The sequence below is a fragment of the Streptomyces sp. HUAS MG91 genome (assembly GCF_040529335.1).
GTDB classification, from domain to species: Bacteria; Actinomycetota; Actinomycetes; order Streptomycetales; family Streptomycetaceae; genus Streptomyces; species Streptomyces tabacisoli.
The window spans coordinates 5,600,180-5,613,544 of sequence record NZ_CP159534.1 but is presented as its reverse complement, the minus strand read 5'-3'; the positions used below and the strand labels follow the sequence as shown (position 1 = coordinate 5,613,544).

Genomic DNA, 13,365 nt, shown 5'->3' with positions numbered 1-13,365 from the left:
CCCGGTGCGATGTCCGCACCGGGCGCCTTCCTGCACGTAGAGACGGGTCTACTCGGATTCCCGGGTACTTCCCGGCGTACGGATGCCGAGCGCGCGGGTCGTCTCCCGGTTGACGAGCATCACCAGGGCCACGACCGCCACCACACCGAGCACGATGCCGCCGGGGATGGCCGCGCTGTCGGCCTGGAGCAGCGTGTAGGCGACGGGCAGCGCCATGATCTGCGTGATGATCGCGGGGCCGCGGCTCCAGCTCTTGCGGGCCAGCAGGCCGCGGGCGGCGAGCAGCGGCAGCAGCGCGAGCACGATCAGCGTGATGCCGCCGGTGATGGCCTGCTCGGGGTTGTCGGGGTGTCCGGTGAGCCCGGCGACCAGCATGTAGCCGCCGCCCGCGACGAGCGCGGCTCCTTCGAGTCCGGCCAGGGCGGCTGCGGCGGTGAGCCGGCCGGGGCGCGGGCCTTCGTCCGCTGCGGTCTCGGGGGCGGGATTCTGCTCTGAGGTCACCTTTGCAGAGTAGCCCCCGCCCGCGACGGCGCTCTTACCCGACTCCTACCTCGGTCTGGGCGCGATCAAGGCCGCTAGGTACGCTGCCTTGCATGCGTGCACTTCTCGTGGTCAATCCGGCGGCAACCACCACCAGCGCGCGCACGCGCGATGTGCTGATCCACGCCTTGGCGAGCGAGATGAAGCTGGAGGCCGTCACCACCGAGTACCGCGGCCACGCCCGCGACCTCGGCCGGCAGGCCGCGGAGAGCGAGGACATCGAGCTGGTCGTCGCCCTCGGCGGCGACGGCACGGTCAACGAGGTGGTGAACGGGCTGCTGCACGACGGCCCCGATCTCGACCGGCTGCCGGGCCTCGCCGTCGTCCCCGGTGGTTCGACGAACGTCTTCGCGCGCGCCCTGGGGCTGCCGAACGAGCCCGTGGAGGCCACAGGACAGCTCCTGGACGCCCTGCGGGAGGGCCGGGAGCGCACGGTCGGCCTGGGGCTCGCCGCGGGCACACCGGGCACGGAGGACGAGGCGGTGCCCTCGCGCTGGTTCACCTTCAGCGCGGGCCTCGGCTTCGACGCGGGTGTGGTCGGCCGGGTCGAGCAGCAGCGGGAGCGGGGCAAGCGTTCGACACACGCTCTGTATGTGCGACAGGTGGTGCGCCAGTTCCTCGGCGAGCAGGACCGCCGGCACGGCACGATCACGCTCGAACGGCCGAACGAGGACCCGGTCACGGATCTGGTCGTCTCCATAGTCAGCAACACCTCGCCGTGGTCCTTCCTGGGCAACCGGCCGCTCTATCCGACCCCCCAGGCGTCCTTCGACACCGGCCTTGACGTGCTCGGACTCAAGAAACTGTCGACTCCGGCGGTGACCCGTTACGGCACCCAGCTGCTGATGTCGACGCCCGAACGCGGCCCCCGTGGAAAGAACGCGGTCACGCTTCACGACCTCACGGACTTCACCTTGCATTCGAAGGTGCCTCTGCCCCTTCAGATGGACGGTGACCACCTGGGGCTGCGTACCAGCGTGACGTTCACAGGCGTACGCCGTGCACTGCGTGTGATTGTGTGAGTGGAAGGGCCCAAAGTCCTTTATCTCGAACGTTTGGGCTGGGCTCCACCCCATGGAAGTACGGCTGTGACCTAGCCGACACCGAGGAATCAAAAAAAACTTTCCTGAAGGGGTTGTATCCGCCGCCGAGGTTTGCGAATCTCTACATGGCGCTCGGGACGGCCCGCAACATCGGCCCCACAGAGAGCCCGAATCCCCTCCTCAAAACAACGGACCACCGTCGCGTACGTGACGTTCGGCCCTTCACTTGTTGAGGGATTCGTGAAAGCGTTCACATTCACAAGCAACCTGCACGTAATACCAAGGAGAGGTAGCAGCCATGGACTGGCGTCACAACGCCGTTTGCCGCGAGGAAGACCCCGAGCTCTTCTTCCCCATCGGCAACACCGGTCCTGCGCTGCTGCAGATCGAGGAAGCCAAGGCCGTCTGCCGCCGCTGCCCCGTCATGGAGCAGTGCCTGCAGTGGGCGCTCGAGTCCGGCCAGGACTCCGGCGTCTGGGGTGGCCTCAGCGAGGACGAGCGCCGCGCGATGAAGCGCCGCGCCGCTCGCAACCGGGCCCGTCAGGCCTCCGCCTGATACCCCACCCCTTCACGAGCCTGAGCCCGGCGGCGCGTACAGCGAGTACGCATCTCCCGCCCCCGAGCCGCAGCGCGCAGTACCCCCGATGCTCCCCCCAGGCTCAGCCCGGGACATGACCCGAGCACGCGAGTATGGAGCCCCGGACCGTATCCCGGTCCGGGGCTCTCTGCTGTGTGCGTACGCGTGCGCGCGTCCGCACGGTTCTACTTCTGGGAGCGCACGGGGATGTCGAGGATGACCTGGGTGCCGCGCTCGGGTGCGGGCACCATGTCGAACGTCCCGCCCAACTCGCCCTCCACCAAGGTGCGTACGATCTGCAGTCCCAGATTGCCGGCCCGCTTCGGGTCGAAGTTCTCGGGCAGCCCCACACCGTCGTCCTGGACGGTGATCAGCAGGCGGGTCTCCTTGCTCGTACCGCCGCGCACCGCCGACACCTCGACGGTTCCGGTGTCGCCCTGGCGGTAGCCGTGCTCGAGCGCGTTCTGCAGCACCTCGGTCAGGACCATGGACAGCGGCGTCGCCACCTCGGCGTCGAGGATGCCGAACCGGCCCGTGCGCCGGCCGGTCACCTGGCCCGGGGAGATCTCGGCGACCATCGCGAGCACCCGGTCGGCGATCTCATCGAACTCCACGCGCTCGTCCAGGTTCTGGGACAGCGTCTCGTGCACGATCGCGATGGAGCCCACGCGCCGGACCGCTTCCTCGAGCGCCTCGCGCCCCCGGTCCGACTCGATGCGCCGGGCCTGGAGGCGCAGCAGCGCGGCGACGGTCTGGAGGTTGTTCTTCACCCGGTGGTGGATCTCCCGGATGGTGGCGTCCTTGGTGATCAACTCGCGTTCGCGGCGCCGCAGTTCGGTGACGTCGCGCAGGAGGACCAGCGATCCGATGCGGGTGCCCTTGGGCTTGAGCGGGATCGCCCGCAGCTGGATCGAACCCTCCTCGCCCTCGATCTCGAACTCGCGCGGGGCCCAGCCGCTGGCGACCTTGGCCAGCGCCTCGTCCACCGGACCGCGGGACGGGGCGAGTTCGGCGGTCGTGCTGCCGAGGTGGTGGCCGACCAGATCGGCCTGGAAGCCCAACCGGTGGTAGGCGGACAAGGCGTTGGGGGACGCGTACTGGACGACCCCGTCGGCGTCGAGCCGGATCAGGCCGTCGCCGACGCGCGGGGACGCGTCCATGTCGACCTGCTGCCCCGGGAACGGAAACGATCCGGCGGCGATCATCTGGGCGAGGTCGGACGCCGACTGGAGATAGGTGAGCTCCAGCCGGGAGGGGGTTCGCACGGTGAGCAGGTTGGTGTTCCGGGCGATGACTCCGAGGACCCGTCCCTCCCGGCGGACGGGGATGGACTCGACCCGGACCGGGACCTCCTCGCGCCACTCGGGGTCGCCCTCGCGCACGATGCGGCCCTCGTCGAGCGCGGCGTCCAGCATCGGGCGCCGGCCGCGCGGTACCAGGTGGCCGACCATGTCGTCCTGGTAGGACGTGGGTCCGGTGTTGGGACGCATCTGCGCGACGGAGACGTAACGCGTGCCGTCGTGCGTGGGGACCCACAGCACGAGGTCGGCGAAGGAGAGGTCGGAGAGCAGCTGCCACTCCGAGACCAGCAGGTGCAGCCACTCGAGGTCGGAGTCACCGAGGGCGGTGTGCTGGCGTACGAGATCGTTCATGGAGGGCACCAGGCGAGCGTACCTGCCGGTCGGGAGGGGCCCGAACGGTCCCGAGAGGACCGACGAGCCGCGGCGCCGGGGGTCGGGACCCTCAACCCGTTCCCTGGCACCGCAGCCCTTCAGGTGCATCGGCTTCCAGGTGTGCGGTCCCAGGTGCCGATCGAGGAGCCGACGCAGTCAGGGCAGAGAGCGACGGGTCCTCTGTCCGTCCTCCTGTGCGGGGAGGGCGGAGGTCTCGTTACGCATTGTGGACTAGACCATTCTCCGATGTCCATGCATCGGCGGAGGATTGTTGTCGTCTCTTCCTACGACGTCCTCCGGCCCGCATGCCCACGGTTACTCCAACGTACGTCCTTCACCACGCGTCCCGGAACACGTGGGTTCAATTCCGGGCCAGACCGTCATCGCCAGGGCGGCGACGGCTTCCAGCTCGGTGCGGCTCGCGCCGTCGCGGGCCTGCTGGGACATGCCCTGGAAGACGGCGGCGAAGCAGCGGGCGAGGGCGGTGGCGTCCGTACCCTCGGGCAGCTCCCCCGCGGCGACGCCCTGGCGCAGCCGGTCGGCGATGGCGCCGATGCTGGTGGCGCGCCGCTCGCGCAGGGCCTGCTCGACCTCGGGGGTGGTGCAGTTCGTCGCGGCGTGGATGACCAGGCAGCCGTGCGGGAGCGCGGGGTCGGTGAACGCGTCGGCCGCCTCGCGCAGCAGCCGCTCGATCGCGCCGCGGGCCGTCGGCTCCTCGGCGAGTGCGCGGCCGGGGCCCGCGCCGTGCGTGGTGCCGTAGACCTGTACGACCTCCTCGAACAGGGTGCGCTTATCGCCGAACGCGGCGTAGAGACTCGGGGCGCCGATCCCCATCTCGCGGGTCAGGTCGGAGACGGAGGTCGCCTCGTACCCGTTCTCCCAGAAGGCACGCATGGCCTTCTCCAGGGCGGTCTCCCGGTCGAAGGAGCGGGGCCGTCCGCGCTGCTTGGTCGCCATGGGGTGAATTCTATAGCGCCCACTAGAAAACGGTACGGGATCTGCGCTACGGTCATTTCGCTAGCGATCGATACAGATCTGGGCGATGTGGATGCGGGAGGGCGCAGATGGGAAGGGGCGCGGAGGGGACGCGGTGCCGGTGCGAGCGGGGCGGCTATCGAGTCTCGGTGACCTTGGCGAGGGCGCGCGGGGCGTCCGGGTCCTGGCCGCGGGCGATGGTCACCTCGTACGCGAGCAGTTGGAGCGGGAGGATCTCCAGGACCGGCTGCACCTCCTCCGCCACCCCGGCCGTGGGCAGCACGAAGCCCGCGGAGGCCCGGGCGACCTGGGCCTCGGGGCCGACGACCATCAGATCGGCGCCGCGGCCGCGCAGCCGGTCGAGGACGGGCTGGAGGGCGACCCCGCCCCGGCCGTCGGTGACCACGGCGATGACCGGGGAGATGTTGTCGACCATGGCGAGCGGGCCGTGCAGCAGATCGGCGCCGGAGTAGGAGAGGGCGGGGATGTAGCTGGTCTCCATCAGTTTGAGGGCCGCCTCTTTGGCGGTCGGGTAGCCATAGCCACGGGAGGTGATCACCATGCGTTCGGCGAAGCGGTAGCGGGAGGCGAGGACGCGGACCTCGTCCTGCCGGGTGAGCAGTTCGGCGGCGAGATCGGGCAGGACGGCGGCGACGGCCGAGCCGTCGGCACCGCGCAGCCCCTCCACGAAGAGGTAGAGCGCGAGCAGGGACGCGGTGTACGTCTTCGTCGCGGGCAGCGCCTTCTCCGGCCTGGCCATGATGTCGATGTGGTGCTCGGAGACCGCGGCGAGCGGCGAGTCCGGGTTGTTGGTCACGGCGAGGGTGATCGCGCCGGCCTCGCGGGCCGCCTTCGTCGAGGCGACGAGATCGGGTGAGCCGCCCGACTGGCTGACCGTGATGACGAGGACGTCGCGCAGATCCGGCCGGGCGCCGTAGGCCGTCGTGGTGGACATGGAGGCGAGACCGCAGGGCAGGCCGAGCCGGATCTCCAGGAGGTACTTGGCGTAGAGGGCGGCGTTGTCCGAGGTGCCGCGGGCGGTGAGGAGGACGAAGCGGGGGGATCGGGCGGCGACCTGGCGGGCGACCTCCTGGATGCGCTCGGCGCCGGTGCCGAGGAGGCGGCGCAGGACGTCGGGCTGCTCACGGATCTCGCGGGCCATGATCCGGCCGGGCCGTTCCTGTTCGGGCGTGGCGGTCATACGGGTCACCTCGGAGGGGTCGGCACGGCCGGGCACCTTCCACTGTGGCCGCCCACGGCGCGCGGCGCCCAGCGAAGCGGGGTCCGACAGGTCCGGGGCCGGGCAAGTCCGAAGACCGCCGAGTGCGGCAAGCCCGAAGCCCGCCGAGTGCTGCAAGTCCGAAGCCCGCCGGGTGCGGTCCAGCAGGACGGACCCCTTCGAGGTGCCGTCCCACGGCGCAGCGCCGAGCATGGTCGGAGTGGGTCCGTGGAGGGCCTGACCAGCAGGGCCCCGCTCTGCTAGATTGGTCTATACCACATGAACTCCGGTTCTCCGAGTTCCCTCTGACCAGATCGGCAGGCCCTTCGTGGAAGTTGTGATCGTTCCGGACGCCAAGGCAGGTGGCGAGCTGATCGCCGAGGCCATGGCCCAGCTGCTGCGGCGCAAGCCCGACGCGTTGCTCGGTGTGGCCACCGGCTCGACCCCGCTGCCCATCTACCAGGCGCTGACGGCGAAGGTCGGCGCCGGCGAGGTCGACGCGTCCCGGGCGCGCATCGCCCAGCTCGACGAGTACGTGGGGCTGCCGACCGGACACCCCGAGTCGTACCGGGCGACGGTGCTGCGCGAGGTCGTGCGGCCGCTCGGGCTCGGCGAGGAGTCCTTCATCGGCCCCGACGGCAGCGCCGAGGACGTGCAGGCGGCCTGCGAGGCGTACGACAAGGCGCTGGCCGAGGCCGGGGGTGTCGATCTCCAGTTGCTGGGGATCGGGACCGACGGGCACATCGGGTTCAACGAGCCGTGTTCGTCGATCGCGTCGCGGACCCGGATCAAGACGCTGACCGAGCAGACCATCGCGGACAACGCGCGGTTCTTCGACGGCGACCTCGGCCAGGTGCCCCGGCACGTCATCACGCAGGGCATCGGGACCATCCTCGAAGCCCGTCACCTGGTGCTGCTCGCGACCGGTGAGGGCAAGGCCGACGCGGTCGCCGCCACCGTCGAGGGGCCCGTCGCCTCGGTGGTGCCCGCCTCCGCGCTGCAGTTGCACCCGCACGCGACGGTTGTCGTGGACGAGGCCGCCGCGTCGAAGTTGAAGCTGGCGGACTATTTCCGGCACACGTATGCCAACAAGCCGGAGTGGCAGGGCATCTAGGCTCCGCCTGGACCAGGCGAAAAGGTGCCGGCCCCCTGGTGGGGGCCGGCACCTTTTTCTGCTCGCCACGACGAGAGCCGCGGCCGAGGTCCGACCGGACGGGGCTACGCCCCCACGATCACCTCGGCGGCAGCCGCACCGCAGACGCGGGCCGCGCCGTGCGTGGCGATGTGCAGAGCGCCGCGCGGAGCGGCCTGCGGGACGCCCATCTCGACGACCACCGTGTCGGGCCGCGCCGCCAGCAGCGCGTCGACGGCGGACGCCATCCACCCGTGCCGGTGCTCGTCGCGGACGACGGCGACGACGCGCCGCTCCCCCGCCGCGGCGAGCGCCTCGGCCCCCGCGTCGGCGCCGGTGTACGAGCCGGTGGTGGTGCCGGGCAGCAGGCGTTCGAGTTCGGCGGCGACGCCCCAGGGGGTCTCGTCGCCGACCGCGATGTTGGCGACCGGGGAGAACGCCGCCACGTGGACGGGCGCCCCGGAGGCCGACGGCGCGTACCCGGCGGACCGGGTCACCGTCAGCGCGCGCCGGGCCGCGACCAGGCCGATCTCCGGGTCGGAGGCCGCGCCGCCGGAGGTGCCCGCGGCGCTCGACGTCCACGCGGCGAGCGCGCGTACCCGGGCGGCGGCGTCGGCGAGCCGCTCCTCGGCCAGTTCTCCGGACCGTACCGCCGCGACCAGCGCGTCGCTCAGGGCCACCACGGTCTCGTCGTCGGCGAGCCCGCCGCCGACACAGATCGCGTCGGCGCCGGCCGCGATGGCGAGGACGCTGCCGCGCTCGATGCCGTAGGTGGCGGAGATGGCCTGCATCTCCATGCCGTCGGTGACGATGAGTCCCTCGTAGCCGAGTTCCTCGCGGAGCAGGCCGGTGAGGATGCGGCGGGACAACGTTGCCGGACGCTCGGGGTCGAGCGCCGGGACCAGGATGTGGGCGCTCATCACGGCGCGCGAGCCCGCCGCGATGGCCGCGCGGAACGGGGCGAGGTCGCGGGCGTGCAGCACGTCCAGGCCGACGTCGATGCGCGGCATGTCGTGGTGCGAGTCCACCGCCGTGTCGCCGTGCCCGGGGAAGTGCTTGGTGCAGGCGGCGACGCCTGCGGCCTGGAGGCCGGTCACGTACGCGGCGGTGTGCCGGGAGACGAGGTCGGTGTCGGCGCCGAAGGAGCGGACACCGATGACCGGGTTCTCCGCGTTGGCGTTGACGTCGGCGGACGGCGCCCAGTTGAGGTTGACGCCGCAGTCGGCGAGGCGGCGGCCCAGCTCGTGGGCGACGGCCCGGGTGAGGTCGACGTCGTCGACCGCGCCGAGCGCGTGGTTGCCGGGGAAGGAGGAGCCGGTGCGCACCTCGAGGCGGGTGACGTCGCCGCCCTCCTCGTCGATGGCGACCAGGATGTCGTCCCGCTCGGACCGCAGCTGGGCGGTCAGGGCGGCCAGTTGCTCGGCGGAGGCGATGTTGCGGCCGAACAGGCCCACCGATGCCAGGCCCTCGCCGACCCGGCGCAGCAGCCAGTCGGGCGCGGTCGTGCCCGGGAAGCCGGGCTGGAGGACCGTCAGGGCATCCCGCGTGAGGGTGTCCGTACCGTGTGCGAGTGTCGTCATCAGGTGGCGTTATCCCTTCACGGCGCCGGCGGTGAGACCCGCGGCCATCTTGCGCTGGACGAAGAGGAACAGGACCACGATCGGCACGGCCATCATCGTGGATCCGGCCATCATCGGGGCGTACTCCGTGCCGTGCTTGGTGGTGAAGTTGCCGAGCCAGACGGTGGCCGTCATGTGCTTCTGGCTCATCAGCATCAGGGCGTACAGGTACTCGTTCCAGGCCTGGATGAAGGCGTAGACCGAGGTCGCGACCATGCCGGGGGCGAGCAGCGGGAAGACGACGCGGACGAAGGCGCCGGTGCGGGTGCACCCGTCGACCTGGGCCGCCTCCTCCAGCTCCTTGGGGATGTTCACGATGAAGCCGCGCAGGGTCCACACCGTGAACGGCAGGATGAACGTCAGGTACGTGATGATCAGGCCGGAGAGCTTGTCGTACTGATCGAGGTCGTTCAGGAGCAGGAAGACCGGAATGATCATGGCGACGAGCGGCACCATCTGCACCGCGAGGATGCCGACGATCACGATCTTGCGGCCGCGGAAGGCGAACCGGGAGATGGCGAGCGCCGCGAGCATGCCGACGATGATGCCGATGACGACCACGACGAGCGAGACGATCAGGCTGCGGCCGACCGGGCCCCAGAAGTCCGCGATGTCGAGGGCGCGCTTGAAGTTGTCGAGGGTGAACCCGGTCGGGAAGAGGCTCGGGTCCGGGTCGATGGCGTCCTTGGCGGGCTTGAACGCCGTGTTGACCATCCAGTAGACCGGGAAGCCGGCGACGAGGAAGACCAGCAGGCCGATGACGTTCCAGCCGAGCTTGGACTTGCGGCGGCCGCTGTCGGCGGTGATCACGGGCGCGGCGGCCTTCCCGGCCTTGCCGGGCCCGTCCGGCTTCCCCGGCTTCACAGGGGCGGTGGTGGCGCTCACTCGACCTCTCCGATCTTGAGCATCTGGCGCATGTAGACGGCGACGACGCCGAGCAGCAGGATCACCGTGATCAGGGCGATCGCGGAGCCCTGCGCGTAGTCGTTGACCTGGAACGCCCGGTCGTAGGAGTAGGTGGTGAGCAGCTGGAACTCGTCCTCGGGGTGGCCGTTGCGCATCACGAAGACCTGCGGGAAGACGCCCATGTCCCAGATGACCGAGAGCGTCGTGAGCATCACGATGATCGGCTTGAGGATCGGCAGGGTGACGAAGCGGAAGACGCCCCAGGCGCCGGCTCCGTCGAGGCGCGCGGCCTCCTCCATCTCCTTGGGGACCTGGGTCAGGCCCGCGCTGAGCGTGATGACCACGAAGGGCACGGCGCCCCAGACCACGAGCAGCATGATGACGGCGAGGCCCTGGGGGCCGCTGGCGAACCAGTTGTGGCCGACCATGTCGACGCCCGGCAGCTTGCTCAGCAGGGCGTTGAAGATGCCGTAGTCGGAGTCGAAGAGCCACTTGAAGACGGTGGTGGCGACGATGATGGGCATGCCCCAGCTCGCCACCAGCGCGATGTTGATGAGGGTCTTCACCCAGCCCGAGACGCGCTGCTGGAGCAGCGCGATCAGCATGCCGACGACCATCGTGAAGATGACGGACCCGGCGGCGAAGATGATCGTGCGGACGACGACCTGCCAGAACTGGCTGTCACCGAGGATCGCGCTGAAGTTGTCGAAGCCGACCGACTCGGGGTCCTGGAAGCCCCACAGCTGGGCCTGGCCGAACTTCTGGAAGGAGAGCGTGACCAGCCGGATCATCGGGTAGCCGAGGACCAGGACGAGGATCAGCAGACAGGGGGCGAGCAGCGCCCACGGGGTGGCCGCCCCGCCCGTGCGCTTTCTGCGTGGTCCCTGCGGGGACCCGCTTCCCCCGCCCGGCGGCGGCGATTGCCGCGGCGGCGGCATCTTGGCAGTGGTCGTGTCTGCGGCACTCATCCGCGCGCTCCTCAGCGGTCCCTCAGGTCGTGCAATAGGTCGAGCTAAGCCGTGGGTACGCGCCCGGCGCGCGGGGCGTACAGAGGTACGAGCCGCGGGGCCCCGTCGGCCGGCTGCCGGCCGACGGGGCCCCGCGTCGGGTCACTTGGTGTTGATGACCTTGTCGATCTTGGCGTCGGCGTCCTTCGCGGCGTCCGCGACGGACTTCTTGCCGGTGCCGATCTCCTGCAGCATCGTCTGCAGGACCTGGGCCTTCTCGACCGCGCCCCAGCCCGGAGCCATCGGGACGAACCAGTTGGACTCGGCCGCGGTGGCCGGGACCTCGGTCTTCGGGTCGGCCTTCATGGTGGCCAGGTCCTTCTTGTTGTTGGGCAGGTTGCCCTTGGCCATCAGGCCGGCCTGGCCCTTGGCGCCGGTGAAGGCGTTGATCCACTCGCCGGCCACGGCCTGCGCGTCGGACTTCACCGGGACGGCGAGGTCGGAGCCGCCGAGGAAGACGGGCATCGCCTTGCCGGACGGACCCGGCATCACGAAGTTCTCGAGGTTGTCCTTGAGCTTGCCGGTCTTGTCGTTCTTCGGGTCGGCGGAGGTCGCGCCCTCCCAGGCCGCACCGAAGATCAGGTCCGACTTGCCCTGCCCGTACACGATGTAGCGGTCGGACTCGTCCTTGGTCTTGTCACCGTGCATGTACTTGTCGATGACGTTCTTGAACTCGTCGAGGCCCTTCTGGGACTCGGCCGAGGAGAGGTTGGCGACCCACTTGCCGCCCTCTTCCTTCGCGATGGAGCCGCCGGCGTCGTAGACGAAGGACATGGCCGCGTACCAGTCACGGGTGGGCTGGTACCAGGCGTTGAACTTGTCACCCTGCTTCTTCTGGATCTTGTCCAGGTCGCCGGTGAGCTCGTCGTACGTCTTCGGGGCGGCCTTGATGCCCGAGGCCTTGGCGATGTCCGTGCGCCAGGTCGCCACGCGGCCACCGGCGTAGTAGGGGACGCCGTAGGTCTTGCCCTCGTACGTCACCGAGGCCTTGAGGCCGTCCAGCCACTGGTCCGAGTTCTCGAACTTGGCGGGGTCGACCGGGGCGAGCGCGCCCTTGACCATGTAGCTGAGCATCTCGGTGTTGCCCATCTCGACCACGTCCGGCACCTTGTCGGTGGCGAGGACGGCGTCGAGCTTGGCGGGCTTGTCCGGCCAGCCGTAGTACTCGTGGTTGATCTTGATGCCGGGGTGCTTCTTCTTGATCGCCGCGTCGGCGGCCTTGACCAGGTCCGGCCAGTTGTTCTGGGCGTCGACCGTCAGCCAGACGGTCAGCTCCTTGGCGTCCGCCCCCGCGTTGTCGGACTTCTTGTCACTGTCGCCACACGCCGCGACCGAGACCATGATGCCCGCGATACCGATCGCCGCTATCAGCTTGCGCTTCACGCCACCCTCCTCAGGGATGCCAGCAACCCCCCACCCACAGCGACGCATACGACGAGTAGTGCTCGTGGGACTGGGACCTGGTCGTTAATGGTGTAGACCAGTAAGCGGAGCTTGGCCCAGACCAATAGGCGTGTCAAGGGTGGCTGAGAAAGGTCCGTGCGTCCGTTATCGGAACGACACCGACCCGACACGGGAGGGGGGTTGAGCCCGCGGCGCACCACTTGCCCGGGAACGCTCCCACCAATCGGCCATGTGGACTAGACCAGGCGGTCGGCGACCGGTATAAGGAGGGATCACGGAGCGTGCGGGGCCTGAAGAGGGGTCCCACCCAGCGAGCCGTGCCACGATGTGAACCGTGGGGCCGTGGCCGATGCGCGTGGACGTCGGTCGCATCGGCACAGGAGCCGGGAAGGCGGAGCAGCGGAGCATGAGCACCGACGTCAGCAGTGCGGAGAACGAGAGCGGGGCGCCCGTCCGTACCGCGCGCGTGCCCAAGTACTACCGCCTGAAGAAGCACCTGCTCGACATGACCGAGACGCTGCCGCCGGGCACCCCGGTGCCGCCGGAGCGCACCCTGGCCGCCGAGTTCGACACCTCCCGCACCACGGTCCGCCAGGCCCTCCAGGAGCTGGTCGTCGAGGGCCGCCTGGAGCGCATCCAGGGCAAGGGCACCTTCGTCGCCAAGCCGAAGGTCTCGCAGGCGCTCCAACTCACCTCGTACACCGAGGACATGAGGGCCCAGGGCCTGGAGCCCACCTCCCAGCTGCTCGACATCGGCTACGTCACCGCGGACGACACCCTCGCGGGCCTGCTCGACATCACGGCCGGCGGGCGCGTGCTGCGCATCGAGCGGCTGCGCCTGGCGAGCGGCGAGCCGATGGCCATCGAGACCACGCACCTGTCGGCCAAGCGCTTCCCCGCGCTGCGCCGCAGCCTCGTCAAGTACACGTCCCTGTACACGGCGTTGGCCGAGGTCTACGACGTCCACCTGGCGGAGGCCGAGGAGACCATCGAGACGTCGCTCGCCACGCCGCGCGAGGCGGGCCTGCTCGGCACGGACGTCGGCCTGCCGATGCTGATGCTCTCCCGCCACTCGATCGACGGCTCGGGCCAGCCGGTGGAGTGGGTGCGCTCGGTGTACCGCGGCGACCGCTACAAGTTCGTCGCGCGGCTCAAGCGCCCGATGGACTGACCGAACCCTCAACACCCTTACACCGCGGTCGCGTTCACTCCGTAGCGCGCGTCCGCCCTTCTGCCCTACGGTCCTCCCGTCGCCGCACGGACGGGAGGG

12 protein-coding genes are annotated in these 13,365 nt (G+C 70.0%); 4 read left to right on the top strand and 8 right to left on the bottom strand.

Going from position 1 to position 13,365, the window contains the following annotated elements:
* Positions 1–48 precede the first annotated feature (48 nt).
* Positions 49–501, bottom strand: coding sequence for a hypothetical protein (locus ABII15_RS25740; protein WP_353944656.1), 453 nt, complete (start codon positions 499–501; stop codon positions 49–51).
* A gap of 92 nt (positions 502–593) precedes the next feature.
* Here ABII15_RS25740 and ABII15_RS25735 point away from each other — a divergent pair, with 92 nt between their 5' ends.
* On the top strand, positions 594–1,562 hold the full coding sequence (locus ABII15_RS25735; protein WP_353944655.1) for a diacylglycerol kinase family protein: 969 nt from the start codon (positions 594–596) through the stop codon (positions 1,560–1,562).
* A 319-nt stretch (positions 1,563–1,881) separates the two neighbouring features.
* Positions 1,882–2,139, top strand: coding sequence for a WhiB family transcriptional regulator (locus ABII15_RS25730; protein ID WP_016639615.1), 258 nt, complete (start codon positions 1,882–1,884; stop codon positions 2,137–2,139).
* 206 nt (positions 2,140–2,345) lie between these two features.
* Here ABII15_RS25730 and ABII15_RS25725 read toward each other — a convergent pair whose 3' ends face one another.
* The 3 genes from ABII15_RS25725 to ABII15_RS25715 form a co-directional block, all read right to left on the bottom strand.
* Positions 2,346–3,812 carry a PAS domain-containing sensor histidine kinase gene (locus ABII15_RS25725; protein ID WP_111666347.1) on the bottom strand — a complete coding sequence of 489 codons (1,467 nt, stop codon included), beginning with the start codon at positions 3,810–3,812 and terminating at the stop codon, positions 2,346–2,348.
* A 336-nt stretch (positions 3,813–4,148) separates the two neighbouring features.
* A complete protein-coding gene (locus ABII15_RS25720; RefSeq protein WP_353944654.1) occupies positions 4,149–4,790 on the bottom strand; it encodes a TetR/AcrR family transcriptional regulator in 642 nt (213 codons plus the stop codon).
* A 154-nt stretch (positions 4,791–4,944) separates the two neighbouring features.
* Positions 4,945–6,009 (bottom strand): SIS domain-containing protein, encoded by a 1,065-nt coding sequence (locus ABII15_RS25715; protein WP_353944653.1) that lies wholly within the window; start codon positions 6,007–6,009, stop codon positions 4,945–4,947.
* A gap of 346 nt (positions 6,010–6,355) precedes the next feature.
* Between ABII15_RS25715 and nagB the strand changes: the two genes are divergently transcribed.
* Positions 6,356–7,141 (top strand): glucosamine-6-phosphate deaminase, encoded by a 786-nt coding sequence (gene nagB, locus ABII15_RS25710; protein WP_353944652.1) that lies wholly within the window; start codon positions 6,356–6,358, stop codon positions 7,139–7,141.
* Positions 7,142–7,245: 104 nt separating this feature from the next.
* Here nagB and ABII15_RS25705 read toward each other — a convergent pair whose 3' ends face one another.
* The 4 genes from ABII15_RS25705 to ABII15_RS25690 all read right to left on the bottom strand — a co-directional run bounded on the left by ABII15_RS25705 (position 7,246) and on the right by ABII15_RS25690 (position 12,074).
* A complete protein-coding gene (locus ABII15_RS25705) occupies positions 7,246–8,739 on the bottom strand; it encodes a glycoside hydrolase family 3 N-terminal domain-containing protein (protein ID WP_353944651.1) in 1,494 nt (497 codons plus the stop codon).
* A 9-nt stretch (positions 8,740–8,748) separates the two neighbouring features.
* Entirely contained in the window at positions 8,749–9,588 is an 840-nt protein-coding gene (locus ABII15_RS25700) for a carbohydrate ABC transporter permease (RefSeq protein ID WP_353947197.1), read from the bottom strand.
* A 71-nt stretch (positions 9,589–9,659) separates the two neighbouring features.
* Positions 9,660–10,652, bottom strand: a complete 993-nt coding sequence (locus ABII15_RS25695) for a sugar ABC transporter permease (RefSeq protein WP_353944650.1) — start codon at positions 10,650–10,652, stop codon at positions 9,660–9,662.
* Between the two features lie 141 nt (positions 10,653–10,793).
* Positions 10,794–12,074 carry an extracellular solute-binding protein gene (locus ABII15_RS25690; protein ID WP_353944649.1) on the bottom strand — a complete coding sequence of 427 codons (1,281 nt, stop codon included), beginning with the start codon at positions 12,072–12,074 and terminating at the stop codon, positions 10,794–10,796.
* Positions 12,075–12,501: 427 nt separating this feature from the next.
* Here ABII15_RS25690 and ABII15_RS25685 point away from each other — a divergent pair, with 427 nt between their 5' ends.
* Complete coding sequence (locus tag ABII15_RS25685) at positions 12,502–13,266, top strand: GntR family transcriptional regulator (protein WP_018535186.1); 765 nt, start codon at positions 12,502–12,504, stop codon at positions 13,264–13,266.
* The last annotated feature ends 99 nt before the right edge of the window (positions 13,267–13,365 follow it).